Origin of the sequence: Noviherbaspirillum denitrificans, assembly GCF_002211445.1 — a bacterium.
Taxonomy (GTDB): domain Bacteria; phylum Pseudomonadota; class Gammaproteobacteria; order Burkholderiales; family Burkholderiaceae_D; genus Noviherbaspirillum; species Noviherbaspirillum denitrificans.
Genome location: NZ_LSTO01000002.1, coordinates 282093 through 285402 on the forward strand (window position 1 = coordinate 282093; position 3310 = coordinate 285402).

Annotated in this window: 3 protein-coding genes; 1 reads left to right on the plus strand and 2 read right to left on the minus strand. The window is 65.7% G+C overall.

Features of this window, described 5'->3' with window-relative positions; translation table 11 throughout:
* Positions 1-1477, plus strand: a 1477-nt coding sequence (locus AYR66_RS24820) for a sigma-54 interaction domain-containing protein (RefSeq protein WP_141104327.1), incomplete at its 5' end; no start/stop codon positions are given.
* On the opposite strand, the gene panB is transcribed toward AYR66_RS24820, so the two are convergent.
* Positions 1471-2283, minus strand: coding sequence for a 3-methyl-2-oxobutanoate hydroxymethyltransferase (gene panB / locus AYR66_RS24825; protein ID WP_088710223.1), 813 nt, complete (start codon positions 2281-2283; stop codon positions 1471-1473). The genes AYR66_RS24820 and panB overlap by 7 nt on opposite strands.
* 60 nt (positions 2284-2343) lie before the next feature.
* On the minus strand, positions 2344-3306 hold the full coding sequence (locus AYR66_RS24830) for a porin (RefSeq protein ID WP_088710268.1): 963 nt from the start codon (positions 3304-3306) through the stop codon (positions 2344-2346).
* Between the last annotated feature and the right edge of the window lie 4 nt (positions 3307-3310).

Below are 3310 nucleotides of genomic sequence, written 5' to 3' on the forward strand. Positions count from 1 at the left end.
CGTCGTGGTGGAAGAGGTTTCGGTCGGCCACTTTATCTGGCTGACGGCAGCCGGTGGCGATGACGGGCGGCCCCTCGAAGACTTCGCTGTCCGCACGCTGCAACTGCTGTGCAGCCATTGCAAGGTGGAACAGGACAAGACCTGCCTGATCCAGGAGCAGGAGGCGATCGTCGACCATATCAGCGACGGCCTGCTGGTCATCGAGCGGGACGGCGTGGTGCGCTACATGAATTCGACCGCCGGACGCCTGCTGAACCTCGTTCCCGCGCAGAGCATCGGCAAGCGCTTTGCGGACCTGCTCGACTTCACGCCGATCATCCAGCCGATCTTCGAATCCGGTGTCGGTTACGTAGACCGCGAACTGATCATCGATTCCCCCGGCCGCCACCTGCACCTGGTCGATACCGCGATTCCCATCAAGAACGCGCGCGGCGAGGTGGTCTCGATCGTCAATACCTTCCGCGGCATCCAGCGCGTGCGCAAGATCGCCGACAAGCTGCAGGGCAACCATGCGCGCTATACCTTCGACAGCCTGATCGGCAAGTCGGAGGCGCTGCGCGTCGCCGTCGACGCGGCGCGCAAGGCGGCGCGCGGCTTTGCCAATGTGCTGCTGAATGGCGAGAGCGGCGTCGGCAAGGAAGTGTTCGCGCAAGCCATCCATAACGCGAGCGAGCGCGCCGACGGCCCCTTCATCGCGATCAATTGCGCCGCGCTGCCACGCGACCTGATCGAAAGCGAGCTGTTCGGCTATACCTCCGGCAGTTTCACCGGCGCCCGCAAGGAAGGGCGTCCCGGCAAGTTCGAGTCGGCGACCGGCGGCACCATCTTCCTCGATGAGATCTCGGAGCTGCCGCTCGATGTGCAGGCCAAGCTGCTGCGCGTATTGCAGGAACGCGAGGTGGTACGCATCGGTGACACGCGGGGCATCCCGGTGGACGTGCGCATTATCTCTGCCTGCAACCGCGACTTGCGCGACATGATCCGCGAGCGGCTGTTCCGTGAAGACCTGTTCTATCGCTGCAATGTCATCGGTATCACGATTCCCGCACTGCGCGAGCGGCCCGACGACATCCCGGTGCTGGCCAACCACTTCCTGTCGAAGTCGGCGGCGCTGCTGAACAAGCCGACCTTCCGCTTCTCTCCCGGCCTGGTGCAGAAGATGTGCCGTCACGCGTGGCCGGGCAATGTGCGCGAACTCGAGAATTGCGTTGAACGCATGGTGAACCTGTGCGAAGGCGATGAAATCACCGAGGAGGACTTCCCCGAGTTCGACCAGCGCAAGGACGTTCCGGCGGTGGCGGCCGGCGCCTTGCCGATGTCGCTGCGCGAGGCGGAGCGTACCGTGATCGAGGCGGTGTTGCGCGAGTGCCGTTTCAATATCACCGAGAGCGCGCGCCGGCTCGGCATTTCAAAACCCACTCTGTATTCCAAGATCCGCGAACACGAGATCTCGATGGAGCGCGGGCTGCGTCAGTAGCAGTGTTCCTGTGCCGGGAAGGTGCCGCGCTTGACGGCATCGACGTAGGCGCGAACGGCACCGGCGACGCTGGCGCTGCCTTCCATGAAATCCTTCACGAACTTCTTCCTGCGCCCCGCGGATATGCCCAGCATGTCGTGCAGCACAAGCACCTGGCCCGAGCAAGCAGGTCCTGCGCCGATACCGATAGTCGGAACCGCGAGCGATGCGGCGATCTCTGCGCCAAGCGTTGCCGGTACGGCTTCGACCACCATGAGACCCACGCCGGCGTCTTGCAGGGCAGCCGCATCCTGATGGAGCCGGGTGGCGGCATCGGCCGTGCGGCCCTGCACCTTGAAGCCGCCCAGCTGGTGCACCGCTTGCGGCGTCAAGCCGATATGCCCGCACACCGGGATGCCGCGGGTGACGAGGAAATCGACGGTCGCGGCGAGCCACGCGCCGCCTTCAAGCTTGACCATCTGCGCGCCGGCCTGCATCAGCGTCACTGCATTGCGGTACGCGTCGAGCGGCGTGGCGTAGCTGCCGAAGGGCATGTCGGCGAGCACGAAGGCGGCGCGGTTGCCGCGCGCGACCGATGCAGTGTGGCTCGCCATGTCCATGATGGTGACCGGCAGCGTGGTGGCGTGCGCCTGGAGCACATTGCCCAGTGAGTCGCCGACGAACAGGATATCGACGCCGCAACTGTCCAGCAGCGCCGCGAAGCTGGCGTCGTAACAGGTGAGCATCGCGATTTTTTCGCCGCGCGCGTGCATGCCGTGCAAGCCGGCAATGGTCAGCTGGCCGCCTTGGCGTTGTTCCGCCTGCATGGGGAGTCCTCCGGAATGCGGCAGGGCCGGCATCGCTGATGCAATGCCGGCCCGAAGCTGTTAGAAACGATGGCGCACGCCGACGTTGAACGCGCGGTTGCCCGACCCCGCCTCGATGGCGCTGCCGACGGTATAGGCCGCCCCGTTCTTGTTGTCGATGCGCGCATACGAGGTGTACAGCGCGGTGCGCTTGCTCAGGTCGTGCACGTAGCCGATGCCGACCTGGTTCGCATCCTGGTTGGCTGCGGTACGGTCATCCTTGCGTACGTAAGACGCCATGATGGTGCCGGAAGCGACCGGCACGCTCACGCCGACGAGAATGTCACGGTTGTCCACGCCGGGCGCGCCGTCGTTCACGTTGTACGCGAGGCTGGCCCAGCCTGCGCCGAAGTCGTATTTGCCCGAGACCAGCGTGTTCTTGCCCGCGCGCACGCCCAGCGCGTCGTTCGTACCGTGGTAGGCGAGGCCGAAGCTCAACGGTCCCGCCGCATAGCCGAGGCGTGCGCCGACCTGGCGGCTGCCGGAGTTGTTCCCGGCCACTTCGCCGAACCCGTATGCCGCCTGTGCGCTGAAGCCGCCGAGCGTCGGGGTGGAATAGATCAGCGCATTGTTCATGCGTGCCGTCGTCCCCATCAGGTTGGTCGAATTGCCTGCGAAGGCGGTGCCGAAGGGATCGACGTCATCGATGGCGAGGAAATGCGGCGTGTACTGGCGACCGGCAGTGAGCGAACCGAAGTGCCCATCCAGTCCCACGAAGGCCTGCCGGCCGTAGACCAGGCCGCCCTGCGTGATGCCGCCGGTGTCGGCCGCAATGCCCGATTCAAGCACGAACTTCGCCTTCAGCCCGCCGCCGAGGTCTTCGGTGCCGCGAAAGCCGATGCGGCTGCCGGCGCTGACGCCGCTGGTCAGCTTGAGGAGGGAACCGCCGGGGCCGCCACCTTCTGCGACCACGCCGAGATCGACCAGGCCGTAGACGCTGACCGCCGATTGTGCGGCGGTGCCGCCGGAGACGGCAGCCAGCAGCGTG